The 23,551-nt window shown below is 44.9% G+C and carries 23 protein-coding genes; 20 read left to right on the top strand and 3 right to left on the bottom strand.

All coding sequences use genetic code 11. The features are described from left to right. The first annotated feature begins 207 nt into the window (after positions 1 to 207). Complete coding sequence (locus tag A2048_01170) at positions 208 to 414, top strand: hypothetical protein (GenBank protein ID OGP10403.1); 207 nt, start codon at positions 208 to 210, stop codon at positions 412 to 414. A 525-nt stretch (positions 415 to 939) separates the two neighbouring features. Here the strand turns inward: A2048_01170 and A2048_01165 are convergent. Both A2048_01165 and A2048_01160 read right to left on the bottom strand, forming a co-directional pair. Then, positions 940 to 1,851 (bottom strand): hypothetical protein, encoded by a 912-nt coding sequence (locus A2048_01165; protein OGP10402.1) that lies wholly within the window; start codon positions 1,849 to 1,851, stop codon positions 940 to 942. An 18-nt stretch (positions 1,852 to 1,869) separates the two neighbouring features. Next, positions 1,870 to 2,508 (bottom strand): septum formation protein Maf, encoded by a 639-nt coding sequence (locus A2048_01160; GenBank protein OGP10401.1) that lies wholly within the window; start codon positions 2,506 to 2,508, stop codon positions 1,870 to 1,872. Positions 2,509 to 2,647: 139 nt separating this feature from the next. On the opposite strand from A2048_01160, the gene A2048_01155 reads away from it, so the two are divergent. From A2048_01155 to A2048_01105, 11 genes are all read left to right on the top strand, one after another. Further along, entirely contained in the window at positions 2,648 to 3,088 is a 441-nt protein-coding gene (locus A2048_01155) for a hypothetical protein (protein OGP10480.1), read from the top strand. A gap of 102 nt (positions 3,089 to 3,190) precedes the next feature. Then, on the top strand, positions 3,191 to 3,940 hold the full coding sequence (locus tag A2048_01150; GenBank protein ID OGP10479.1) for a hypothetical protein: 750 nt from the start codon (positions 3,191 to 3,193) through the stop codon (positions 3,938 to 3,940). A 22-nt stretch (positions 3,941 to 3,962) separates the two neighbouring features. Then, on the top strand, positions 3,963 to 4,700 hold the full coding sequence (locus tag A2048_01145; GenBank protein ID OGP10400.1) for an ABC transporter ATP-binding protein: 738 nt from the start codon (positions 3,963 to 3,965) through the stop codon (positions 4,698 to 4,700). Next, positions 4,697 to 5,482: a hypothetical protein gene (locus A2048_01140; protein OGP10399.1), complete on the top strand. Its 786-nt coding sequence runs from the start codon at positions 4,697 to 4,699 to the stop codon at positions 5,480 to 5,482. The genes A2048_01145 and A2048_01140 overlap by 4 nt, the downstream gene beginning before the upstream one ends. Positions 5,483 to 5,687: 205 nt before the next feature. Further along, positions 5,688 to 7,766 carry a serine protein kinase gene (locus tag A2048_01135; GenBank protein OGP10398.1) on the top strand — a complete coding sequence of 693 codons (2,079 nt, stop codon included), beginning with the start codon at positions 5,688 to 5,690 and terminating at the stop codon, positions 7,764 to 7,766. A 145-nt stretch (positions 7,767 to 7,911) separates the two neighbouring features. After that, entirely contained in the window at positions 7,912 to 9,027 is a 1,116-nt protein-coding gene (locus A2048_01130) for a hypothetical protein (GenBank protein OGP10397.1), read from the top strand. Positions 9,028 to 9,089: 62 nt separating this feature from the next. Then, positions 9,090 to 10,595: a SpoVR family protein gene (locus A2048_01125; protein OGP10396.1), complete on the top strand. Its 1,506-nt coding sequence runs from the start codon at positions 9,090 to 9,092 to the stop codon at positions 10,593 to 10,595. A gap of 194 nt (positions 10,596 to 10,789) precedes the next feature. After that, on the top strand, positions 10,790 to 10,981 hold the full coding sequence (locus A2048_01120; protein ID OGP10395.1) for a hypothetical protein: 192 nt from the start codon (positions 10,790 to 10,792) through the stop codon (positions 10,979 to 10,981). Next, positions 10,978 to 11,442 (top strand): hypothetical protein, encoded by a 465-nt coding sequence (locus tag A2048_01115; GenBank protein ID OGP10394.1) that lies wholly within the window; start codon positions 10,978 to 10,980, stop codon positions 11,440 to 11,442. Before A2048_01120 ends, A2048_01115 begins: the two co-directional genes overlap by 4 nt. Before the next feature lie 66 nt (positions 11,443 to 11,508). Further along, complete coding sequence (locus A2048_01110) at positions 11,509 to 13,953, top strand: leucine--tRNA ligase (GenBank protein OGP10393.1); 2,445 nt, start codon at positions 11,509 to 11,511, stop codon at positions 13,951 to 13,953. A gap of 108 nt (positions 13,954 to 14,061) precedes the next feature. Continuing rightward, positions 14,062 to 15,027, top strand: coding sequence for a DNA polymerase III subunit delta (locus A2048_01105; GenBank protein ID OGP10392.1), 966 nt, complete (start codon positions 14,062 to 14,064; stop codon positions 15,025 to 15,027). Position 15,028: 1 nt separating this feature from the next. On the opposite strand, the gene A2048_01100 is transcribed toward A2048_01105, so the two are convergent. Further along, on the bottom strand, positions 15,029 to 15,796 hold the full coding sequence (locus A2048_01100) for a hypothetical protein (protein ID OGP10391.1): 768 nt from the start codon (positions 15,794 to 15,796) through the stop codon (positions 15,029 to 15,031). 219 nt (positions 15,797 to 16,015) lie between these two features. Here A2048_01100 and A2048_01095 point away from each other — a divergent pair, with 219 nt between their 5' ends. From A2048_01095 to A2048_01060, 8 genes are all read left to right on the top strand, one after another. Continuing rightward, positions 16,016 to 16,882 (top strand): 30S ribosomal protein S2, encoded by an 867-nt coding sequence (locus A2048_01095; GenBank protein ID OGP10390.1) that lies wholly within the window; start codon positions 16,016 to 16,018, stop codon positions 16,880 to 16,882. A gap of 79 nt (positions 16,883 to 16,961) precedes the next feature. Further along, a complete protein-coding gene (locus A2048_01090; GenBank protein OGP10478.1) occupies positions 16,962 to 17,858 on the top strand; it encodes a translation elongation factor Ts in 897 nt (298 codons plus the stop codon). 16 nt (positions 17,859 to 17,874) lie between these two features. Next, positions 17,875 to 18,591: a UMP kinase gene (locus tag A2048_01085; protein ID OGP10389.1), complete on the top strand. Its 717-nt coding sequence runs from the start codon at positions 17,875 to 17,877 to the stop codon at positions 18,589 to 18,591. A gap of 8 nt (positions 18,592 to 18,599) precedes the next feature. Then, positions 18,600 to 19,157 (top strand): ribosome recycling factor, encoded by a 558-nt coding sequence (locus tag A2048_01080; protein OGP10388.1) that lies wholly within the window; start codon positions 18,600 to 18,602, stop codon positions 19,155 to 19,157. Positions 19,158 to 19,269: 112 nt separating this feature from the next. Then, complete coding sequence (locus A2048_01075) at positions 19,270 to 19,989, top strand: di-trans,poly-cis-decaprenylcistransferase (protein OGP10387.1); 720 nt, start codon at positions 19,270 to 19,272, stop codon at positions 19,987 to 19,989. A gap of 139 nt (positions 19,990 to 20,128) precedes the next feature. Next, on the top strand, positions 20,129 to 20,872 hold the full coding sequence (locus A2048_01070) for a hypothetical protein (GenBank protein ID OGP10477.1): 744 nt from the start codon (positions 20,129 to 20,131) through the stop codon (positions 20,870 to 20,872). Between the two features lie 127 nt (positions 20,873 to 20,999). Beyond that, positions 21,000 to 22,160: a 1-deoxy-D-xylulose-5-phosphate reductoisomerase gene (locus tag A2048_01065; protein OGP10476.1), complete on the top strand. Its 1,161-nt coding sequence runs from the start codon at positions 21,000 to 21,002 to the stop codon at positions 22,158 to 22,160. Continuing rightward, positions 22,157 to 23,548 carry an RIP metalloprotease RseP gene (locus A2048_01060; protein OGP10386.1) on the top strand — a complete coding sequence of 464 codons (1,392 nt, stop codon included), beginning with the start codon at positions 22,157 to 22,159 and terminating at the stop codon, positions 23,546 to 23,548. Before A2048_01065 ends, A2048_01060 begins: the two co-directional genes overlap by 4 nt. Positions 23,549 to 23,551 lie beyond the last annotated feature (3 nt).

The following is a 23,551-nucleotide window of genomic DNA, read 5'->3' as shown; positions in this document are numbered from 1 at the left end:
TTAAAAAAGGCTTTAAAATAATTACCTTAACCGGTTGATTTTATTAACATAAACAAGCTGGATGATAAGTAGATATTCTGCGATTCATTTTTCCCTTTCTTAAAGGAGGTGGGGGAGGGGCTAGAGCCCCTCCCCCGATAATTTCCACCCTTCAGCGAAGAATGGAAATCATGTTGGAGTCTAAGGTATGCCCGCTATGTAAGGGGTATGGGCTTGTCTTGCAATTTGAATGAGGTTGAAAACGAAGGTTTTGTTCCCTTGTGGGAACGGGCTCGCTTTTCGCTTTTCCTCGAAGAACATAGAATCTTTGAAGCAGGAGAAGCTCCCTACTTGGCCCGCATGGGACAAGCGACAGAGCGTATGAATGAAAGATTAAGAGCGGGTACCCTCATTTGGGGTGGGCCGATTCCTTAAATAATTAGGTTTCTCAAAAGTTCACATCCACCATCTGAATTTCGGTCGTGCATAGTCCGAAAATTGGACGGTTTTTTTAAAGCACTCTATTTTTCTCCTTAAAATTCAAGTCTAAAAAATGGCCTTACAATTGCATAGAATAAGTTCATGAACCAAGTTATTCCATCCGAGCGAATTGAAAGTCATATTTATCTCATTCGGGGACAAAAAGTTATGTTGAGTGTGCATTTGGCGGATCTCTATCAGGTAGAGCCAAAAGTACTCGTACAAGCTGTTAAACGGAATATTGAACGATTCCCTTCCGACTTTATGTTTCAACTTACTAATGAAGAGTTTGAAATCTTGAAGTCACAGATTGTGACTTCAAGTTGGGGAGGTTTGCGTCGCGCTCATCCTTACGCTTTTACCGAACAAGGTATCGCGATGTTATCAGCGGTTCTTCGGAGCCCACGAGCCATTAAGCTAAGTACTGAAATTGTGAGAGCCTTTGTCCGTCTCCGCACTGTGGTTAGCTCTCATAAGGTTTTAGCCCGTACTCTCCACCAATTCCATGCAGGTGATTTCAGGGAGGGAATTGAACCGCGCTTTAAAGATGTGGCCCAGGCCGCGGTTGGTGTAAATCCAGCGGTTGTGCACATGGTGCAAGCCGCGGCGCAAATGCCGGTGTTTTACAGGAACAGTCAGCGGGCCGATGAAGGGAAAATTGATTTGTCCCCCGTGCACATGGCCTGAAAGCATCAAATCAAAAAAATAATCTTTCAGTTCGTCAATGCTGTCCGGATTATGTGAAAGTAAAATGGTGGGATGATCTTGTTCGTGTTTCTTTTTCAAGACATCGGCCGGCTTGAAATGTTCCGTCCAAAAATCTCCCAGCCCCGCCACATTTATTTTGTGGCCATCTTTTTCCAGGATGATTTTTTTATTATGCAACACCTGAATTTTATGGGCCTCAAAGGCGTCAATGACTTCCTTGTGATTGACGGGGTCTGTGGCTGGATGCCCTTTGTGGCACACGCCATAGTCGTGGTTTCCCAAAATGGCAAACAGCCCGAAGGTGGATTTTATTTTTGAAAGAATCTGGGCCAGGGGTTTGGCGTGGTGTGAATCCCACTGCATAAAATCCCCCGTCATGGCCACAATATCGGGTTTTAGTTCATTCATTTTGCGGATGCATTTTTCAAGGAATGAAATGGATTTGTTGGTAGGGCCAAAATGAAGATCGCTAATCTGGATGATCTTGAACCGATGAAACGGTTTGGGAAGTTTTTTGATGGGAATTCTAAGTTTGGTAATGCTAATGCGGCGGGGTTCAACAAAATGAGCATAGGCCCCGGCAAAGGGAATCCCCAGAATCATCAGTGAATAAATGGCAAACCGAATCCCTTTTTTTTGATAAAGCTTGCGTAAGAATTCTTTTATCTTGATGAATTTTTTCATATTCTCATAACTCATAACTCATAACTCATAACTCATAACTGTTTTCAAAATAGGTGCCACTACTTCCATCGGTAACCCAATCACATTACTTAAAGACCCTTCAATTTTTTCGATGAATTGGCTGCCGATGCCTTGTGCCGCGTACGCCCCAGCCTTGTCCATGGGCTCGCCGGTTTGAATGTATTTTCCTATTTGATCATCATTTAAAATTTTAAAACTCACTTTGGATTCTTCCACGCCATGTGCCGCTATTGTACCAGAACCTTCCAGTATTGTGTACCCTGTTAAAACGCTGTGGGTCCGGCCTGAAAGCAGTTTGAGAAACTGGCTGGCTTCAGCTTTGTCTCTGGGTTTCTCGAGGATGCGAGTTCCCAAAACGACGATGGTGTCGGCAGCTAAGATAAGGGTAGATGGTTCGACCACCGCTACGCGGTGATCGAAGGGTCGAGGGGTTTTTCTTGCCACATCCGTTGCCTTCTCCAGCGCGATTTTCTTCACATTCTCTTCTGGTGAAAGCTTTGGGTCCCATTTTTCATCTATGGTTGAAGGGATGATTTCAAAGGTGAAACCAGCCTCTGCCAAAAGCTGGCTGCGGCGGGGCGAAGCCGAGGCCAATATAAGCCTTCGGGATTCCACAATTATCTTATTGTCGGGCATGGTCTGTTTCAGTTATCCTTTAAAACCTATGCTGACGATTTTGCGGAGGTTGGTAAAGTGCTTTTTTGTTTTTTTCTTGCTGCCTGCCTGTTTTGGAAAAGTGGACTCCTTGGGAAGTATTGCCCGCTACAACAATGGTTTGGTTCACACAGAGGGAAACGGCCTGTTTAGGGTGGGTGTTTTGCCAACTCCCTGGCAGAAACAAAGGTTTAAATATCGGGCCCTGCTGTTTCAAAATACACGGACAAACTCAAGTATTTCATTGGATGTTTTTTGCAATGGGGCTTTTGATGATGCCCCGCTTGCCGCATTAACCAGCCAGCTTTTCTATGGGTTTACTGAGTTTAAAAATTTGGAACAGAAAATTGTCGGTTTGGACCAACGGGAAGCGCTTTATACACGTGTCAGTGCCAAACTAGATGGGGTCTCGTTAGCCTTGGAAACGGTTGTTCTTAAGAAAGACTCCTGTGTCTATGATTTTGTTCATACATCCAAACCCGTAAATTTTGAAAAAGACAAAGTGGATTTCTCAAAATTCTGGAAAAATTTCCACACGCTTAAATCACCCGGTAAAAAGTGATAACAGGTAACCATGGATCAACTCCCACATTCTATCCCTGAGACATCGGCCCTTTTTGAAAAAAGGGCCGCCCGTTTTTTTCAGGGCATTGGGAAAACGGTGATGGTCTACATGAATTACATCGGTGGAGTGGCCATGCTGTCCTACCAGGCCTGCCTCTTGGCCTTAAGGGGAAAGATTGAATGGCGGTCGGTGTTAGACCAGATGAGTCAGTTGGGAGTCAAGTCGCTGGCTCTGACCAATATTGTGGCCCTTTTTACGGGTATGGTGCTGGCGTTGCAATTCATTGTGGGGTTAAGAAGATTTGGGATTGAGCTATACACCGGCCAGGTGGTGGGGATTGCCATTGTACGTGAGTTGGGGCCGGTGCTTACAGCCATCATGATTGCCGCAAGAGTGGGGTCCGGCATTGCGGCAGAGCTTGGATCGATGGCTGTTTCAGAACAGGTGATGGCCATTCAGGCCATGGGGGCAAACCCGATTATCAAGCTTGTCTTGCCCCGTATTTTGGTGACCACCCTTATCACCCCGTTACTCACCATTATTGCCGATGTTGTGGGCATTTTTGGAGGAATGATTGTTTCGTTTCTTGAGGCAGGGGTGGGGCCCAGTTTTTATTTGGATCAAGTATTAAAGACAGTGGGTTTCGATGATTTTTTCAATGGGCTGCTCAAGACATTTGTTTTTGGTTTTTTGATTGGGGGTATTGCCTGCTTTCAGGGTTTGTCAACGACTCGAGGCACCCAGGAAGTGGGGCAATCAACAACACGCTCCGTGGTTATTTCGGCTTTGGCCGTGTTTGTTGCGGATTATTTTTTAACCAAATTCCTTATTTTGATTTTGCAGGAATAACGAAGGCCACGGGGAAATATTCATGGCGTTGATCGAATTTAAAGATGTTTCAAAAAGGTTTGGCAAAAAGGAGGTTTTGAAAAATCTCAATCTATCAGTCAAACCCGGTGAAACTCTCACCATTATCGGAGGGAGTGGCACGGGGAAAAGTCTTACCTTAAAACTTCTTTTGGGTTTGATGGAACCGGATTCCGGGCATGTGCTTTTTAAAGGGGTAGATGTCACCCAGATGCAGGACGAAGAACTCATGAAGATGAGGTCTTCGGTTGGAATGTTGTTTCAGGGCGCCGCCCTGTTTGATTCCTTAAGTGTTTATGAAAATGTGGCCTATCCGATCAGGGAACATTTTGATTATCCGGAAGAAAAAATAACCCAAATTGTTAAAATCAAGTTGGAATTGGTGGGGTTGGATGGAATTGAAGATTTGTATCCCTCCGAATTGTCGGGGGGGATGAAAAAAAGGGTGGGATTGGCCCGGGCCATTGCAACGGATCCCGAGGTCGTCTTGTATGATGAGCCCACAGCGGGTTTGGACCCTGCCAATACCAACCGGATTGGCGAGCTTATCACCCATTTGCAAGAGGTTTTAAAAGTGACCTCGGTTGTGGTAAGCCATGACATGGAGTTTGCTTTTAAGATTTCCAATCGCATGGCTTTGTTGCATAATAAAAAAATTGAATTTATTGGGACGGTTGGGGAAGTAAAACATTCCACAAATTCTTTGGTTCAAAATTTTATTCTTGGGGAAATTGGCGAATGAAACAGTCAAGAGAAATGGTTCAGTTACAGGTAGGGGCCTTTGTGGGGATGGGGCTTCTGCTTTTTATGGTGATCATGTTCATGTTGGGGGGAGAAAAAAAACTTTTTGATCCCCAATATTATCTCTACTGCCAGTTTGAAGACATTAGCGGCATCAGGTCGGGGGCCCAGGTTTCTTTGGCCGGCATTATTGTGGGTTCGGTGGCCAATATTGAAGTCAATCCTGACGCAGCTGTTAATAAAATCACTTTAAAATTAATGATCAGTAAAAGATATCAGGACCGTATCCGCCAGGATTCAATGGCTAACACGGTGACTCAAGGGTTGTTGGGGGACAAGGTGGTTCTTATTACCATGGGGAATCCAGAAAAGCCGGCGCTTAAGGAAGGAGAATTTATTCCCACACTCAAACCCGTTGATTTTGGCAAAGTGGTTCAAAAAGGGGATGAAACTTTAGTAAGGGTCAATTCCATTCTTAAAGAAATAGAAACGGGGAAAGGTCTGGTCCATGAAATCATTTATGACCCCAAAGGGGAAAAAATTGTTGATGATGTTGACGAGCTTTCCCAAAACCTCAATGTGGCCAGCAAGGATTTTGGTGAAATTTTGGGGAAAATCAATCGGGGCGAGGGCACACTCGGGGCGCTTGTCAACGATGCCAGCGTGTTTAATGACATCAAAACCCTTTTGGGGAAAGCCAATCGCAACAAGCTTGTGAAGGCGGTCATTCGTTATACTTTGGGCACTAAAGAAGAAAAACTTATCGAAAATAAAAAGGAATAATCCAAAAATTTCCTTGCGTCACAGCCTTGGCCTGTTGCGTCAAATTTCACATAATTTTTTTAAGACTTAAACGTTGCCAGCCATTAAGGATAGCTGCTACAATTCTTAAAGCAGGTTAAAGATTGGTAAGGCCTTTAAATAACAAGCTCTTTCATAACTTCACGAGCCTTAAAACATCCAATAAATTTTAAAAGGGGAGGATACCATGATGGGTACCGAAGACTTAGTCAAATGGATCAAAGATTCTGACGAAATAAAAAACTTCAAGGAACTAAACTGGAAGGGAAGTTTTCAGGAATATCTGGAGATATTCCGAAAAAATCCCAAAGTGTCACGTAATGCGTTCCAGCGTGTTTACGACATGATCCTTTCCCACGGCACCGAAGAATACAAGGAACACAAAAAAAAGATCGTTCATTTCAAGTTTTTTGAAGATCCCTATGAACAGGGGCGTGATGCCATTTTTGGTCTGGATATTCATTTGATGAAATTGGTGAATGTTTTTAAGGCGGCCTCCAAGCACTATGGGACGGAAAAGCGTGTGCTTTTGTTGCACGGACCGGTGGGCAGTTCAAAATCGACGATTGCGCGCCTCTTAAAAAAGGGATTGGAAACTTATTCGCGTACACCGGAGGGCGCTCTTTATACTTTTACGTGGATGAAGGGGGATGAAAACAACAAGGGTTTGGCAAACATTTTTGGAAGTGCGGACCGTCTTCCCTGCCCCATGCACGAAGATCCCCTGCGCCTTGTTCCTATGGCCGCCCGAAAAAAATTGTTGATGGAAGCCAACAAGCATCTTGGACTGGATGAAAGAATTGTCATCGAAGGCCAGCTTTGCCCTGCCTGCCGTTTTATCTATAACTCCCTTTTTGATCTTTACGAAGGGGATTGGGATAAGCTTATTAAGCATATTGAAGTCAAAAGACTCCATCTTTCCGAACAGGATCGAATTGGTATTGGAACATTCCAACCCAAAGACGAGAAAAACCAGGATTCAACCGAACTCACGGGGGATATCAATTATCGGAAGATTGCCGAATACGGTTCAGAATCGGATCCTCGTGCTTTCAATTTTGATGGCGAATTCAATGTGGCCAACCGCGGCATCATTGAATTTATTGAAGTGCTTAAACTGGATGTGGCCTTTTTGTACGATTTGTTGGGGGCCAGCCAGGAACATAAAATCAAACCCAAAAAATTTGCACAAACCGATATTGACGAGGTGATTATCGGACACACAAACGAACCCGAATACCGTCGCCTACAAAACAACGAATACATGGAAGCCCTTCGGGATCGTACCGTTAAAATTGATGTGCCCTACATCACCAAACTCGGGGAAGAACAGAAAATTTACTACAAGGACTACAGTGTCGACAAAATTAAAGGGAAGCACATTGCCCCTCACACCATTGAAATGGCCTCCATGTGGGCGGTGCTCACCCGTCTGGAAGAACCCAAAAAAGCCAATCTCACCCTGATGCAAAAACTGAAATTATACCAAGGCAAAACCCTTCCTGGTTTTACCGAAGACAATGTCAAGGAGCTGCGTAAAGAAGCCAAACGTGAGGGAATGGAAGGCATTTCACCGCGCTATGTTCAGGATAAAATTTCAAATGCGCTGGTCAGTGAATTGGGAGAAGGGTGTGTCAATCCTTTCATGGTGATTAACGAGCTGGAATCAGGGTTAAGGCATCATTCGCTGATTAACAGTGATGAACAGAAGAAACGCTATATTGAATTGCTGACGGTGGTGAAGGAAGAATATGAGGACATCGTTAAAAACGAGGTTCAGCGTGCTATTGCAGCCGATGAAGACGCCATTTCAAGGCTGTGTTCCAATTATGTCGACAACATCAAGGCCTATACCCAAAAAGAAAGGGTGCGTAACAAATATACGGGGCAGGATGAAGAGCCCGATGAACGCCTGATGCGCGCCATTGAAGAAAAAATCGATATTCCTGAATCGCGAAAGGACGATTTTCGTCGGGAAATTATGAACTACATCGGAGCCCTTTCACTGGAAGGGAAAAAATTTGATTACCGCACCAATGAGCGTTTGCACAAAGCACTCGAATTGAAACTTTTTGAAGATCAAAAAGACACCATTAAACTGACAAGCCTTGTCAGTTCAGTGGTTGATAAAGATACCCAGGAAAAAATTGACGTGGTCAAGGCCCGCTTAACCAAGAATTACGGGTATTGCGATATTTGTGCCACCGATGTGCTTAACTATGTTGCCTCCATTTTTGCCAGGGGGGATATTCGGGAGAAACATTGATTTGAAATCATGTAGGGGCGAATCTTGTATTCGCCCCCGTGTAGAGGCACGGCATGCCGTGTCCCTACGTTAGGGCGATCATAAGGATCGAGGGCGATCACAAGGATCGCCCCTACTACAGGGGCATTGCTGTTGTGAAGCACCTTTGATCCTCAAAATCGAACAAGACCATAGCCGTTTCAAGCAGATTGTTCGCGGCAAAATAAAGAAAGAACTTCGCAAGTTCATTACTAGTGGCGAGCTGATCGGCAAGCAGGGTAAAAAGCTTATCAGCATTCCGCTCCCTCAAATTGACATCCCCCATTTCAAATTTTCAGACAAACAGCGTGGTGGTGTGGGTAATGGGGCAGGCGATGTAGGAACCCCTGTTTCTACAGGGGATGGAGATGAAGCAGGAACGGGACATCAAGGAGGGGACCAACCCGGGCAACATATTCTGGAAGTGGATGTGAGCATGGATGAAATTGCCGAGTTGCTGGGTGAAGAATTGGAACTCCCCAAGATTTTACCCAAGGATTCCGAAAAGATTATTTCCTCCAAATATGCTTATCGGGGAGTAAGGACGGCAGGCCCTGAATCACTGCGGCATTTCAAACGTACCTACAAACAGGCCCTCAAAAGACAGATTATTTCAGGCCAGTACAATCTGGCCAAACCCATCATCATCCCTTACGGGGAAGACAAGCGGTATCGCAGTTTCAAGATTGTGCGCGAACCCACAAGCCGCGCCATCATTCTTTACATGATGGATGTTTCCGGTTCCATGGGGCAGGAACAAAAGGAAATTGTGCGCATTGAATCATTCTGGATTGATACCTGGCTTAAGCACCATTACCAGGGGCTGGAAACCCGCTACATTATTCATGATGCCGTCGCCCGTGAGGTGGATGCCGACACTTTCTATCACACGCGTGAATCGGGGGGCACCATCATTTCATCGGCCTATAAATTAGCCCGCAAGATTATTTATGATCATTACGATCCGGCTGAATGGAATATTTATCTGTTCCATTTCTCCGATGGGGACAACTGGTCGGGAAGCGACACTCTTGAATGTCTTGACATGTTGGAGAAGGATTTTTTCCCGATGGCAAACATGTTTTGCTATGGCCAGGTGGAAAGCGAATATGGCAGCGGGCAATTTTATAAAGATTTAAAAGATCGTTTTGGTGAACCCAATGACAACCTCATCCTCTCAAAGATAGAAGGCAAGGACAAGATCATCGATTCGATCAAAACTTTTTTGGGGAAGGGGAAGTAAGGGCGGGTTTATACCGCTCATAATTCGGGCAGGTCATAGACCTGCCCCTACATTGAACACCTATGTTATCACCTGAACTCGAAAATTGGCGTGTACGTATTGAGGGATATGCCCGCGAATGTGGTTTGGATTTTTTTGAAACCATTTTCGAGATGCTCGACTTCAAGCAAATGAATGAAGTCGCTGCCTATGGGGGGTTTCCCAATCGTTATCCCCATTGGCGTTTTGGCATGGAATACGAGCAACTTTCCAAAAGTTATGCTTATGGGCTTTCCAAAATTTATGAAATGGTCATTAACAACGACCCTTGCTACGCCTATCTTTTATACAGTAACTCCGTTGTCGACCAAAAAATGGTGATGGCCCATGTGTTTGGGCATTGCGATTTTTTCAAGAACAACATCTTTTTTGCACATACCAACCGGCACATGGTGGACATCATGGCCAACCATAAGACGAAGATACAGCGCTATGTCAATAAATACGGGTATGAGCGGGTTGAGTCATTCATTGACGTATGCCTTTCTATCGACAATCTCATCGATATTTATTCCCCGCTGATCAAGCGTTTCGAGACTCCAAAACCGCCGGTTTTAAACGAGGATGGTGAGGAGGAAGACCCCGAAATCCCCATTACAAGGCTTCACACCGAACATCAGTACCTTGATAAATTTGTAAACCCGAAAGATTTTCTGGATGAACAAAAGAAAAATTTTCTCGAAAAATCGAAGAAAAACGAAAAAATTCCCCTGGAACCTTACCGGGATGTCATGTTGTTTTTGCTGCAATTTGGCCCCTTGGAACGTTGGCAACAGGATGTGTTGGCCATTATTCGTGATGAAGCCTATTACTTTGCCCCCCAGGCCCAGACCAAGATCATGAACGAAGGTTGGGCCAGCTACTGGCACAGCAAAATCATGACGGGCAAGGCGCTGACCGATGCCGAGGTGATTGATTTTGCCGACCATCATTCAGGCACGGTTTCCATGCAGCCGGGCCGGTTAAACCCTTATAAAATCGGGATTGAGCTTTTTCGTGATATTGAAGACCGATGGAACAAGGGGAAATTCGGGAAGGAATATGACGAGTGTGACAACATGGTTGAAAAAGCGCGCTGGAACAAAAATTTGGGGTTGGGGCGGCAGAAAATTTTTGAAGTAAGAAAAATCTACAATGATGTTACTTTTTTGGACACTTTTTTAACCCAAGAATTCTGTGAACAGTACAAACTTTTTGCCTTCGACTACAACAAACAAAATGCCAGGCACGAAATTTCCTCCCGAGACTTTAAAATAATCAAGGCGAAACTCCTTTCTCAACTTACCAATTTTGGCCAACCCATGATTGAAGTAGTCGATGCCAACCATTCCAATCGTACTGAGCTCATGCTCAAGCACAAATACGAGGGGGTTGAGCTAGATGAACCCTACGCCAAGGAGGTTTTAAAAAATCTCCATGTCCTCTGGAAACGTCCCGTCCTCATTGAAACCCGCGCTTCCGATCGTTTCAAAATCTACGCCTTCGACGGCAAGGAACACAAGGAATACGATACGGCTGAGGGGATATAATCCAAGCTCCCCCACCGTCCTATTTTCGGACGATTGTCTTGAAGTAAAATCTCGCACTGTTCCTTCTCCACCATATTTTTCAATAGCTTATCTTTAAATCTGCTTTGGCATCTTCTTTGCTTATCGAATGTTTGCGTGAAGTTTTAAAAATAACTTGTTGAGAAATAGTACCTAAAAAGGTACTATTTAAAAAAATGGGGAAGGTCAGGAAGGGTAATTATCTTTTTGTTGATTGGATCGGCGATCATGGACATCATGTTCATGTTTATAAGGATGAAAAACAGGTTTTGAAATGGGATCTTGATGAAGGCAAGGCCATTCAAGGAAAAATCACGAAGAGAATCCTTAAGCTCATAAGGATATTGAAAAAAGAAGGAAGATTATGAAGATCAAAAAAGTGCATTACAATAACCGTAAAAAAAGTTTCGAAATTGAAACCAAGGAAGGTAAGTTTGAATACCCGTATTCAAGGCTTTTGGTTAAGCCCACCTTCGCCAATAAAATTAAAAGCGTCTTTGTCGATCAAGAATTGGGGAGGGAAGGGTTCACCTATACCTTTGAAAAAGGAGGTGAACAGACGATTTTGATGGACCAAGTCTTGGAATACAACGGTGATACGGATTATTTAAAAAACATGCTCCTCTACAAATTGACCGTGAAAGCGCAAAAAGCGCTACACTCCAAAAAAATCAGCAAAAGGGAACTTGCCAGAAGGCTTGGCACATCGCCAACGCACTTGTATCGATTGCTGGACCAGACCTTTTATGGAAAAACCATCGATCAGATGGTGAAACTTCTTTCGATGCTCGATTGCCCCGTTGATGTTGTTTTCAAAAAGGCGGCTTGATACTTAGCCCCAGTCTCATCTTTTTCATTGTCACATAAAAAAACCTTGTGCTAGAAACCCATTCCCATGCAAGAAAAATACAATCCACAAGAACTTGAACCCCGGTGGCAAAAACACTGGGAAGAAAAACAGATTTTTACCGTCACTAAAGATTCCTCCAAAGAAAAATATTATCTGCTCGAAATGTTTCCTTATCCCTCTGGTCGCATTCATATGGGGCATGTGCGCAATTACACCATTGGGGATGTTGTGGCTCGCTACAAAAAAATGAAGGGCTTTAATGTGCTTCACCCCATGGGGTGGGATGCTTTTGGGATGCCGGCTGAAAACGCCGCCATCAAAAACAAAAGCCACCCTGCACGCTGGACGGATGAAAACGTGGCCACGATGCGTGAACAGCTTAAACGTATGGGATTTTCCTATGACTGGGCCCGTGAGGTCAATACGAGCAAGCCCGGCTATTATCGCTGGGAACAGCTTTTCTTTTTGCAAATGTGGGAAAAGGGGTTGGTTTATCGCAAAGAATCGCAAGTAAACTGGTGTGAAACTTGTGCCACGGTATTGGCTAATGAACAAGTCGTAGGTGGCAAATGCTGGCGATGCGACCAGGTGGTCGTCTTAAAACCCTTGGAGCAATGGTTTTTTAAAATTACAGCCTATGCCGATGAACTCCTAAAGGGTTTGGATGAACTCAAAAATGGATGGCCCGAACGCGTGCTTACCATGCAACGCGAATGGATTGGCCGTTCCGAGGGCGCCAGCATTGATTTTCCCATTGACGGGACGGACCTTAAACTAACCATTTTCACCACCCGTCCCGATACTCTTTTTGGAACCACTTTTGTTTCCATGGCTCCTGAACACCCCTGGCTTTCCCAGTTAATTGAAGGCAAACCCCAAGAATCCAAAGTCAAAGAATTTATTAGCCGCATGGCCCAGAAAAAGGTGGAAGAAAAATACAGTGCAGAGCAGGAAAAAGAAGGCGTTTTTACGGGGGCCTATTGCATCAATCCGGTCACGCACAGAAAAATTCCCATTTATGCGGCCAATTTTGTCGTGATGGGCTATGGAACGGGGGCCGTGATGGCCGTGCCCGCCCATGACCAGCGCGATTTTGAATTTGCCAGAAAATACAATCTGCCCATCAATGTGGTCATCCATCCTCCCGGAAAGTTACTAGATCCGCGGGGCATGGATCAGGCCTTTGAAGAAGAGGGTATTTTAATCAACTCGGGCCAGTTTAACGGCATGAAGAGTTCGGTGGCCAGGCTTGCCATTACCGATTTTTTGGAACGAAAAAGAATAGGGCAAAAAACCATTCATTACAAATTGCGTGACTGGGGTATTTCTCGCCAGCGTTATTGGGGTACTCCCATTCCAGCGGTGCATTGCCAGGTGTGCGGTGTGGTTCCGGCACGTGTTGAAGATCTGCCGATTGTTTTGCCTGAAGATGTTGAATTCACGGGAATGGCCGGTTCTCCCCTGGCCCGGCATGAATCTTTTTTAAAAACAATATGCCCCAAATGTGGGGCGCCGGCCCGTCGTGAAACCGATACCATGGACACCTTCGTTGAATCTTCCTGGTATTTTCTGCGGTACACCGATCCCATCAATAATCAGGCTCCCTTTGCCGAAGACCTTGTCTGTTACTGGAGTCCGGTCGACCAATACATTGGGGGCATTGAGCACGCCGTGTTGCATCTTTTATATTCCCGTTTTTTCACACGTGTATTGCGTGACTTGGGCTACCACCGTTTAAGCGAACCTTTTAGCCGCTTACTGACTCAAGGCATGGTGATTAAAGATGGGGCCAAAATGAGCAAGTCCAAAGGCAATGTGGTCGATCCCAATTATCTCATCGAAAAATACGGAGCCGATACGGCGCGTTTGTTTACCTTGTTTGCTTCGCCTCCGGAGCGCGATTTGGACTGGTCCGATCTTGGGGTTGAAGGGGCCTACCGGTTTTTAAATCGTGTATGGGCCCTGTGCTATGAAACGGTTTCCAATCGTTGGGCCGGAAATAGTCCCCATCCGGAAATGAATTTTTGGATTCACAAAACCATTAAAAAAGTGACTGAAGACATTGAAAATTTTCATTTTAACACCGCCATTGCGGCGATTATGGAATTTGTGAATTATCTGCACAAGGTGGCTCCTGAATCCGGCCTGTCCCCTTCTTTTAAAGAAGCACTCAAAACTCTTGTTGTCCTTTTGTTTCCTTTTGTCCCCCATTTTGCTGCGGAATTGGGGAACTCTTTGTCGCCAAATCAGGACCTTTTATCCATGTCGTGGCCTTCTTTTTTGGAAGCTGAATTGAACAAGAAAGAAATTGTGATAGTGGTTCAGGTAAATGGAAAAGTGCGGGCTCAGGTCATGGTTTCCCCCGAGGCCAGTCAGGAAGAAGTGATCACCTTGGTCAAAAAAAATGACAAGATTAAAACCTATTTGGAAGGTAAACCCATTCGCAAAGAAATTTTTGTCCCCGGAAAATTGGTTAGTTTTGTGGTGTAACGTACTTGGCCCTTCGATGATTCGGCTAGGCTCATCACAGGCTCCGCTCAGGGACCGTCGAGTGGTCACCGAGCGGAGTCGAGGTGATGGGTCAAATTTTGACATATTATGTCTTCTATCCCCCTCATCACCATCCTTGTCTCTGACGACGCCTATCTGGTTCAAAAAAGACGGGGCCAATTAAAAGAGCAGATTCTTGGAAGTCAAAAAGATGAATGGAACGAGAATTCTTTTTCACTTAAAGATCATTTGCTTCATGACGTCCTTCTTGCCTGCGCTCAATTGCCGATGATGGCTGGTTACCGTTTTGTGTGGGTTTCCGATGGCGATGATTTAAAGAAAAACGATCTGGATCTTTTGTTGTCTTACATGCAATTCCCATCGCCTTCCACGTGTTTGGTACTTCATGTTTCCAAAATCGACAAACGAATCAAGGTTTGGCAAAAAGCGGTCAAAGCCGGTTTTATTGAAGAGCTTAAAGCTCCTTATCCCCGACAAATGTCTGGGTGGCTTTTCCAGGAAGCCAAAGGGATGGACCTGGCCCTGACGCCACCGGCCCTTCAGGCCTTAGTTGATATTTTAGGAAACCATCTCATGGCCCAGGTTTCAGCCCTTGAAACACTTAAAACTTATTTGGGAAGCCGGAAAGAAGTGCAAGCTAGTGATGTTGAAGCGGTGGTGGGGCAATTTTTAAGCAAAAGCATTTTTGATCTCGTGGGGCAAATTGGGGCCAAAAAATGGGCCCAGGCCCAGAGTTTACTGGAAAATATTTTAATTCAAGGGGAACCCTTGGTTCGGCTTGTTTCGATGATGGCGCGTCACTTTAAACTTTTGCTTTTGGCGCAGGAAGCTTTAAGAAAAAAATCAAGTGAACAGGAAGCGGCCTCGCAGTTGGGAGTCCATCCCTTTTTTGTGAAAGATTATCTTGTTCAGGCCCGTCAATATTCTTCTTCCCAGCTCAAGGAAATTTACCAGCGGCTGCTTATCACCGATCGTTCGCTTAAAAGCAGCCCGGTGAATCACCGGTTCTATGTTGACAAACTCATGGCGGATATTTGTTTCGGAGGAAGGTAGTCTATTTCCCTTTTTCCATCATCTCAAAAACCTTATCCATGTTTCCCGTATTTTTGTGGCTGCTTATGAATTGGGCGGCTTCCTGATTTTGGGGATCTAATTTTAAAACGGATTCATAATAGGCAATCGCTTTGTCCGTGTTTTTACCATTGGCGAAACTTCGGGCCAGTTGAAGGTATAAATCGAGCTGTTCGGGGTAGGTAATTTGCCCTCCTCCCGTAGCCAGTAATTTTTCATAATAGAAAGACGCTTTTTGGATATCTCCGCGTGTCAAGGCATGTTGTCCCAAAAGCTGCAGAACCCACGGGCTTGTATTGTTTTTGAGCGCGGCTTTTTCAAGTAAGGGGACGGCCATATCCATTTGCCCCATCATATAAAGGGCTCGTCCGTAGTTTTCATCAAAACTTTCAGCATAACGATGTCCGGGATGGATTGATTTTATTTGTGAAGAAGCCAGCTCATAATATTGGGCGGCCGAATAATAACCACCTTGTACTTCATAGGCCAAGGCCAGTTTTACATAGACCAAAGGGGACTGGCACCCAATGTTGGTGGCCTTGCGTAAAAATTCAAGGGCCGTGGGCAAATCATTTTTGTCAAAAGCTTCAAACCCTTCACGAACAAAGGGATCCCAAGCCGGGTTGGAAAAGGAGGTTTTTTGGTATTCATCAAAATCGAATCCTCCCATGGTGGTAAACTCTTTTGGAGACTGAGCCCATGCAGAAAAAAGAATGAAAAATAGAAACCAAAAAGGAATAAAATTCTTCATCGTTTATTTGTATCTCTTAGAGGTCTTTGAAAACAAGATAAATTTATGGGGGGATCCGTGTCTGAGAAAGGGCGTGTATACCCATAAACTGCCGAAATAAATAAAAATTTTAGGTATTGTCATCCATAAACCGCTATGTTATCAAAACCGCCCTTTAACAAAGGCGGCCCTGGAAAAGGGGCTTTTTATTTTTTTATTCAGATTTAAAAAGGAGAAAGCATGTCTGATATCTTGATTGAAGAAATGTTGGATGCCGGTTGCCATTTTGGGCATCAAACACGTCGTTGGAACCCCAAAATGAAACCTTATATTTATGGTGTGCGTTCGGGGATCCATATTATTGATTTGCAGCAAACCCAAGGGCTGGCTCAAAAAGCATTCAATGCCCTTGAAAAAATTGTTTCTGAAGGCCGGGATGTCTTGTTTGTCGGAACCAAAGCCCAAGCTCAGGGCATTGTTGAACAGGAAGCCATTCGTGCCAAAATGCCCTTTGTGACCAAACGCTGGCTGGGTGGCATGTTGACCAATTTTTCCACCATTCGTCACAGTGTTGAACGTCTTATTGAACTGGAAACACGTCGTGAAAAAAATGATTTCACGGGATACACCAAAAAAGAACGTTTGGGTTTTGACCGTGAAATAGCAAAACTGCAGGAAGTTTTAAGCGGTATCAAAAAAATGAACGGTTTACCCGGAGCCATTTTTGTTGTTGACCCCCATGTAGAAAAAATTCCCGTTCATGAAGCCAATATTCTGGGGATTTCTGTCATTGCCATCACGGATACCAATTGCAATCCCGACCCCATTGACCATGTTATTCCCGCCAATGATGATGCTCAGCGCAGTATTCAGGTGTTTATTACCAAAGCAGCTGATGCGTGTTTGAGTGGCCTGGAAAAACGTGAAGCCATGGCTTTGAAGGCCGGTAACGATACCGATTCCAAAAAGCCGGAGGGCAAGCGTCGCCGTTCAACGGTGGTTGAAGGAACCGGCAAGGCCTATGTCGCCAAAAAAGATTCTTTTGAGGGCGGAGCTCAGGTTGATAGTTTTTCAGCAACTGTAGAACCCACTGCGGATGCTTCGTGAGGGATTGAGAATGTCCTTATGTAAGGGCAATTCAGTAAGGGCAATTCATGAATTGCCCTTACGCAAAGGCAAAATTACCATGGAAATTTCAGCACAACTCGTTAAAGATTTACGTGAACAAACCGGTGCCGGCATGATGGAATGTAAGAAAACCCTTACAGAAGTTAAGGGTGATATCCAGGCGGCAGTTGAATATTTGCGAAAACAGGGGTTGAATGCTTTGGCAAAAAAAGCGGCGCGCATTGCTGCAGATGGGCGTGTTGCCATTGAAATTTCTGCTGATGGTCGGGTGGCTAGTCTTGTTGAAGTGAATTCTGAAACCGATTTTGTGGCCAAAAGCGAAGATTTTAAAAATTTTGTTCAACGTTTAGCTCACCTGGTTGCAAGTTTAAATCCTTCCAATATTGAAGCGCTATCATCAGCCAAATATGGTGAAGAGGGTTTGGTGGCCGATCGTCTTTCCCAACTTGTGGCCAAAATTGGTGAAAAAATGAGCTTACGCCGTTTTGTACGATTGGAAAGTAAGGCTGGGGAAAAATTGGGGGGGTATATCCATTTAGGGGATAAAATTGGTGTGTTGGTTCATTTTCAGGGGGATGCTCCTGAAGCAGTGACAAAAGATGTGGCCATGCATATCGCTGCGATGAACCCCCGTTATTTGCAAACCAACCAAATTCCTGCCGAGGTTCTTGAAAAAGAGAAAGCCATTTTTCTGGAACAAATGAAAGATTCAGGAAAACCCAAGGAAATTCTGGAAAAAATTATAAAGGGTAAAATAGCCAAGTTTTCCTCCGAAGTTTGTTTGGTTGATCAGGTCTTTATTAAAGACCCCACGGGGAAAAAATCGGTGGCTCAAGTATTAAAAGAAATAAATTCCAGCCTCAAAGTTGTTGCGTTCCAGCGTTTTCAGGTGGGTGAAGGGATTGAGAGAAAGGCCGATGATTTTGCCGCTGAGGTGGCCAAAATGGCAAAGTAGGGGCATAATTTTTCAAATGAAACCCAAATATAAAAGAATTCTTTTAAAGATTGGTGGAGAATCTCTCTCGGGGCCTGCCGATTTTGGAATTTCCATAGAACATACCCGGAAAATTGCCAAAGAAATAAAAGAAGTTGCCGCCTTGGGTGTTGAGGTCGCTTTGGTGATTGGGGGGGGGAATATTTATCGTGGGATGAGTGATGCCGAAGGGGATATCGACCGTGCTACGGGTGACTACATGGGCATGTTGGCCACGGTGATGAATGCCCTGGCCCTTCAGGGGGCCCTTGAAAAAGAGGGTGTTTTTACCCGTGTTTTGTCCGCCATTGAAATGCACCAGGTGGTGGAACCTTACATTCGTCGGCGGGCGATGCGGCATTTGGAAAAAGGACGCGTTGTTATTTTTGCCGCTGGCACAGGGAATCCATTTTTTACAACCGATACCGCTGCCGCTCTTCGCGCCATGGAAATTCATGCGGATGTCATCATGAAGGCCACCAAAGTCGATGGCGTTTACGACAAAGATCCCATCAAAGATAAATCAGCCAAAAAATTTGAAAAACTTTCATTCTTAGACGTGTTGAATAAAGGTCTTAAAGTGATGGATTCAACTTCTATTTCATTGTGCATGGATCATGGTACACCGATTATCGTCTTCAATCTTTTCCAAGCCGGCAATATCAAAAAAGTGGTGTGTGGTGAAAAAATCGGGACTTTGGTTCAAGCCTCTTAAAATTTTTTATGAGCGACAAGATTTTTAAAGATGCCCAAGGTCACATGGAAAAAGCACTGGAAGCTTTTCAGCGGGAAGTGTCCAAAATGCGTACCGGTCGGGCTTCCTTGAATTTGTTGGATGATATTCGGGTTGAGTATTATGGCCAGTATTTACCTCTAAACCAGGTGGCCACTTTGGGAGTTCCGGAGCCACGCATGATCATGGTGACTCCTTGGGAATCCAACATTATTCCCGCCATTGAAAAAGCCATTGAAAAAGCCAATATAGGGTTAAACCCCGTCAATGATGGTAAGGCGATTCGTTTGCCCATCCCTACCCTTACAGAAGAGCGTCGCCGTGATTTCGTAAAAATGCTCAAGAGCCATGGGGAGGAATCCCGTGTGGCCATCCGCCAGTCGCGTCGTGAGGCCTTAGATGTTGCCAAAAAACTCGAAAAAGAAGGAAAAATGACGGAGGATGATTCCAAAAAACTTTCCACTCAAATTCAAAAATTGACAGATGATTTTGTGGCTAAAATAGATGCTGTGGTAGCCAACAAAGAAAAAGAAATCCTCCAAGTTTAATGGCTTGACGTGTCGTCAAGGTGTCCCTTTTGCATTCACCATATCCAGTAAGGGCAATTCATGAATTGCCCTTACAAAAACAGGATAACTTTTGGATTCTTTCGTCAATCTTATGTCCCCATTGACTCGAGTCAATCTTCCTAAACATATCGCCATCATCATGGACGGCAATGGGCGTTGGGCCAAGGCCCGGGGCTTGCACCGGGTTGAAGGGCATGCGCGTGGGGTGAAGGTGTCGGAGGATATTATTGAAGTTGCCCACGATGTGGGCATTGGTTATCTGACCCTTTATGCTTTTTCCAAGGAAAATTGGCAGCGTCCCCCTGAAGAGGTCCACGCTTTGATGGGGTTGCTTAAAGCTTTCCTCCTTGAGAAAAAACAGAAAATGCTCGACAAGGGGATTCGCTTTAATACCATTGGGGATATTTTAAAACTGCCCCAGGATGTGCAAGAGACCATTGCCATGGTGAAGAAGGAAACAGCCCACGGGGAAAAAATGATGCTCACCCTGGCTTTAAGTTATGGCTCACGCGATGAAATCATAAGAGCTGTGCGTGCCATGTTTAGTGCCGGTTTGGAGACAAGTAGTGTCAATGAAGAGATTTTGGCTTCTTTTTTAGACACAGCCTTAATGCCCGACCCCGATCTTATCATTCGTACCAGTGGAGAGTCCCGTATCAGCAATTTCTTGTTGTGGCAGGGAGCCTATGCCGAGTTTATTTTTGAGGAATGCTTGTGGCCCGATTTTGATCAGCATCATTTCATGGCTGCGATTGCAGAATATCAAAAACGGGAGAGACGGTATGGGAAGACCAGTGAACAATTAATGTAGGGGCGCCGCTTGGCTAGCGCCTGTAAATGGGAAACATCCAATGAGAAGGGCGCTAGCCAAGCGAGCTGCCCCTACGGGAGAATCAATGCTACGTTGGATTTCAGGAATCATCCTTGCTTTTTTTCTTGTTTGCCTCCTTTTGTGGGGTTCCCCTTTTCTTATCAAAGGCATTGTGGTGCTGGTGGCGGCTGTGGCCATGGATGAGTTTCTTTTAATTGCAGGTTCCCGAAGAAAATTTTTAAAACATTGGGTGCTTATCGGTATCGTTTTTATTGCCACCGGCTACTTTGTTTTCTTGGCTTATTCTGCCGAGGATGTGCTTCGGGTTTTGGCCGCATCGCTAGGTTCTCTTTTTATTCTTCAGTTTGGTGGGAAGGATCCTTTTGAAAAACGCGTTGTTGGTTTGGGATATCATTTTATCGGCTTTTTCTACATTGTTCTCCTTTTTACTCATGTAGGGTGGGCTCTAGGGCTTCCTCATTATCTTTTCTGGATTTTTTTACTGCTGGCTTGCACCTTTGCCAGTGACACCGGAGCTTATATAGCAGGGCATCAATGGGGAAGACACAAATTGGCACCCCTTCTTTCTCCTGGAAAAACAGTGGAAGGTTTTGTGGGAGGGCTTGTTGCTTCGATAGTGGCGGCGTTCATTGTGAGAGCTTTTTTCTATCCAGGGTACCCACTTTCTTTACTTGTGCTGGTGGCGCTGCTTGTGGGCATTATAGGACCCGTGGGAGATTTAAGTGAGTCCTTCTTAAAAAGAGGTTTTGGTGTGAAAGATTCAGGCAATCTTATTCCCGGCCACGGAGGTATTCTCGACCGTTTGGACGCCCTTTTGTTTGCGGCTCCTGCTGTCTATTATTTTGCCAGATATTTTGGTTGAAAAATCTCCAGAGAATTCATCCCCTACGCTCGTTGGCTTCGGGGACGCGCCTTGCTGGGTCAAAACCCTCCGCCTTAGGCGGAGAATCTTGGGTCCAGGGCTTGCCCTGGGGTTCATACCATTGATGATTAAAAAAATTTCAATTTTGGGTTCCACGGGTTCAGTCGGTGTTTCTACACTCGATTTTGTGGCCAGGCATCCTGACAAATTTCAGGTTGTTGGATTGGCGGCAGGTTCCAATATTGAAGTGTTGGCGCGACAGATCAACGCTTTTTCCCCTCGTGTTGTTTCTGTTAAATCAGAAGCTGAAGTTTACAAATTAAAGAAAATTTTGGGCCCAAAATCTCCGGAAATTTTATTTGGTTCGGATGGGGTGGTCAGCATTGCCACTTTGCCCGAGGTTCATACCGTGGTTTCGGCTATTGTCGGGGCTGCGGGGCTTTTGCCCACCTTGGCGGCGCTCCAAGCTTCAAAGACAGTGGCCTTAGCCAATAAAGAAAGCATGGTCATTGCCGGTGAACTGATGAGCCGTGAAAAAAAGAAATACGGTGGGACTATTTTCCCGGTTGATAGTGAGCATTCAGCCCTGTTTCAATGTTTGCAGGCAGGAAAAAAGGAAGATGTCCAAAAACTTGTTTTAACGGCGTCGGGGGGTCCTTTTTTAAATAAACCCCGTGAAGATTTTTCGAAAATTACAGTGGAGGAAGCGCTTAAACATCCCAATTGGAGTATGGGAGCCAAAATCACGATTGACTCGGCCAGCATGATGAACAAGGGGCTAGAGGTGATGGAAGCCCGATGGTTGTTTGATATGCCCCTGGATAAAATTGATGTGTGTGTGCATCCGCAAAGCATTATTCATTCAATGGTTTCCTACCAAGACGGCTCGGTCATGGCCCACATGGGTTTACCGGACATGCGTGTCCCCATTGCGTATGCCTTAAGTTTTCCGGAACGCTTCCAAACAGGGGTGGCTCCCCTTGATTTGGCAAGCTTGGGGCAATTGACTTTTTTAAAGCCTGACATGGAAAAATTTCCTTCCCTTAAACTTGCGTTTGAGGTGGCCAAGAAAGGAAAGACCTATCCCGCAGTTTTGAATGCAGCCAACGAAATTGTTGTTGCGGCTTTTTTAAAAAAGAAAATAGCTTTTCTGGAGATGATACGGCTGATAAGCTTGGTTCTTGATGCGCATATTCCCCAAGAAGTGGCCTCTTTGGAAGTCCTTTTGGAAGCAGACCGTTGGGCCAGGGAATATTGTGAGAATTTGATTTTTGGTACAAAATTATGACAATTATTTATTTTATTGTTGCCTTGGGTATTTTGGTGGTGGTCCACGAATGGGGCCATTTTATCATGGCTCGCAGGGCGGGTATCCGGGTGGATCAATTTTCAATCGGGTTTGGGCCCAAGCTTTTTTCTTACAAAAGCAAACAAACTGAATACCTATTTTCGCTTTTGCCTTTTGGGGGTTTTGTCCGGATTCATGGCCAGGATCCCGATGAAGAATCCGAGGGAGATCCCAAAAAAGCTGAAGCCATCAGAAAATCGCCTGATGCTTATGCCTCAAAAACGGTGCTACAGCGTTTGGGAGTTGTTTTGGGTGGGCCCGTGATGAATCTTGTTTTTTGCGTGCTGATCATGCCCGTTGTTTTTATGTTGGGGAAGACAGTTCCTGCTATTCTTGAAAAACCTCCCGTTATTTTAGGGGTTAAAGAAAATTCTCCGGGTGAAAAAGCGGGATTTAAAAAAGGGGATCTTATTTTGGAAATTGATGGGAAAAAATTCTCTGAATGGGATTCGGTTTTTCAATGGGTGTTGTTACATCCGCAGGAAAAAGCCCAGGTTCTCGTCGAGCGCCAGGGGCAAAATTTCAGTTTACTGCTTGAAACAACCACTTCTCCTTACATGAAGGAAACAGTGGGCTATGCCGGCTTTGAGCCCCTCTTTTTTGTCAATAATGAACCTGTTTTGGGCATGGTCTCTGCCAATGGACCGGCTTTTCAGGCGGGGTTAAAGGAAAAAGATCAAATCCAGGCCATCGATAACAAGCCCATTAATTCCTGGGAAGAACTGACGGCGATCATTCGTTCAAGCGAAGGTAAAAAAATGCTTGTTGATTACATGCGAGAGGGGCAAGCCTTAAAGGCCGAAATTACACCCCAATATCATGAAGGTATGAAAGCCTGGGTGATTGGCATCACCAAATATTTTGATCCTTCTTCTGTGGTGAAAAAACGGTATGGTTTTTTTGAAGCCTTTAAAGAGGGGACTCAGGAAAATTTAAAATTGTTGGGGATGACCTATGATGTTTTAAAAAGGCTTTTTAGTTTTCAATTGTCTTACAAAGCCTTGGGCGGGCCCATTCAAATAGCCCAAGCCAGCGCAGCTGCCGGGAGGCAGGGATTGAGCGATTTTCTGTATTTTTTGTCCTTCTTAAGCATGCAGCTGGGTATTTTAAATCTTTTGCCCATTCCCGTGGTGGATGGGGGGCATGTTTTATTTTTGGGGATAGAAGTACTTCGAGGCAAACCGCTTTCCTACCGCATACGCCATGCAGCGGCGATTTTGGGCATGGTTTTTTTGGTGGGGCTTATGCTTGTGGTTACAGCCAATGATATTGACCGTGTATGGGGGTTGACCCAAATTTGGGAATGGGTGCGCGGTGTTTTGAGGTAGTTT

It is taken from the genome of Deltaproteobacteria bacterium GWA2_45_12 (assembly GCA_001797365.1).
In the GTDB taxonomy this organism is placed as follows: domain Bacteria; phylum UBA10199; class UBA10199; order UBA10199; family UBA10199; genus UBA10199.
The sequence above is the reverse complement of the archived record's forward strand: the minus strand, read 5'-3'. Positions and strand labels throughout refer to the sequence as shown.

Coding starts and splice junctions, on each gene's coding strand:
- A2048_01150 (OGP10479.1), top strand. CDS start 3,191: ATGGTCTACATGAATTACATCGGTGGAGTGGCCATGCTGTCCTACCAG.
- A2048_01125 (OGP10396.1), top strand. CDS start 9,090: ATGTTATCACCTGAACTCGAAAATTGGCGTGTACGTATTGAGGGATAT.
- A2048_01115 (OGP10394.1), top strand. CDS start 10,978: ATGAAGATCAAAAAAGTGCATTACAATAACCGTAAAAAAAGTTTCGAA.
- A2048_01100 (OGP10391.1), bottom strand. CDS start 15,796: ATGAAGAATTTTATTCCTTTTTGGTTTCTATTTTTCATTCTTTTTTCT.
- A2048_01135 (OGP10398.1), top strand. CDS start 5,688: ATGATGGGTACCGAAGACTTAGTCAAATGGATCAAAGATTCTGACGAA.
- A2048_01120 (OGP10395.1), top strand. CDS start 10,790: ATGGGGAAGGTCAGGAAGGGTAATTATCTTTTTGTTGATTGGATCGGC.
- A2048_01090 (OGP10478.1), top strand. CDS start 16,962: ATGGAAATTTCAGCACAACTCGTTAAAGATTTACGTGAACAAACCGGT.
- A2048_01085 (OGP10389.1), top strand. CDS start 17,875: ATGAAACCCAAATATAAAAGAATTCTTTTAAAGATTGGTGGAGAATCT.
- A2048_01105 (OGP10392.1), top strand. CDS start 14,062: ATGTCTTCTATCCCCCTCATCACCATCCTTGTCTCTGACGACGCCTAT.
- A2048_01075 (OGP10387.1), top strand. CDS start 19,270: ATGTCCCCATTGACTCGAGTCAATCTTCCTAAACATATCGCCATCATC.
- A2048_01140 (OGP10399.1), top strand. CDS start 4,697: ATGAAACAGTCAAGAGAAATGGTTCAGTTACAGGTAGGGGCCTTTGTG.
- A2048_01165 (OGP10402.1), bottom strand. CDS start 1,851: ATGAAAAAATTCATCAAGATAAAAGAATTCTTACGCAAGCTTTATCAA.
- A2048_01080 (OGP10388.1), top strand. CDS start 18,600: ATGAGCGACAAGATTTTTAAAGATGCCCAAGGTCACATGGAAAAAGCA.
- A2048_01110 (OGP10393.1), top strand. CDS start 11,509: ATGCAAGAAAAATACAATCCACAAGAACTTGAACCCCGGTGGCAAAAA.
- A2048_01170 (OGP10403.1), top strand. CDS start 208: ATGGGCTTGTCTTGCAATTTGAATGAGGTTGAAAACGAAGGTTTTGTT.
- A2048_01095 (OGP10390.1), top strand. CDS start 16,016: ATGTCTGATATCTTGATTGAAGAAATGTTGGATGCCGGTTGCCATTTT.
- A2048_01060 (OGP10386.1), top strand. CDS start 22,157: ATGACAATTATTTATTTTATTGTTGCCTTGGGTATTTTGGTGGTGGTC.
- A2048_01145 (OGP10400.1), top strand. CDS start 3,963: ATGGCGTTGATCGAATTTAAAGATGTTTCAAAAAGGTTTGGCAAAAAG.
- A2048_01160 (OGP10401.1), bottom strand. CDS start 2,508: ATGCCCGACAATAAGATAATTGTGGAATCCCGAAGGCTTATATTGGCC.